At 38.5% G+C, this 221-nt stretch carries 1 protein-coding gene; it reads right to left on the bottom strand.

The window, feature by feature from the left end; translation table 11 throughout:
- Positions 1 to 221: Ig-like domain-containing domain (locus H2O73_RS24620; RefSeq protein ID WP_182110876.1), on the bottom strand; the 221-nt coding region annotated here is incomplete at both ends.

Genomic DNA, 221 nt, shown 5'->3' with positions numbered 1-221 from the left:
AGAATCTCTCCTTTTACAGAAAGCGAGTCTATATAGCTTCCGGTAGAAATTACAAATTTATAGTAGGAGTAAGGGTTTCCTTCGTTATTATCCTGAATACTATTCCCGAAGTTAAAAGCGTAGGTTGTATTCGCAGCTAAAGTGTCATTAATTTTTATGGTAATATACTTGCTCGCAGTACCAAGTGGGGTAACCTCTCGAGCATTTTCCATAGGTGGCGA

It is taken from the genome of Vibrio marinisediminis, from assembly GCF_014050145.1.
GTDB classification, from domain to species: domain Bacteria; phylum Pseudomonadota; class Gammaproteobacteria; order Enterobacterales; family Vibrionaceae; genus Vibrio; species Vibrio marinisediminis.
This window is presented reverse-complemented; position numbering and strand designations above follow the sequence as displayed.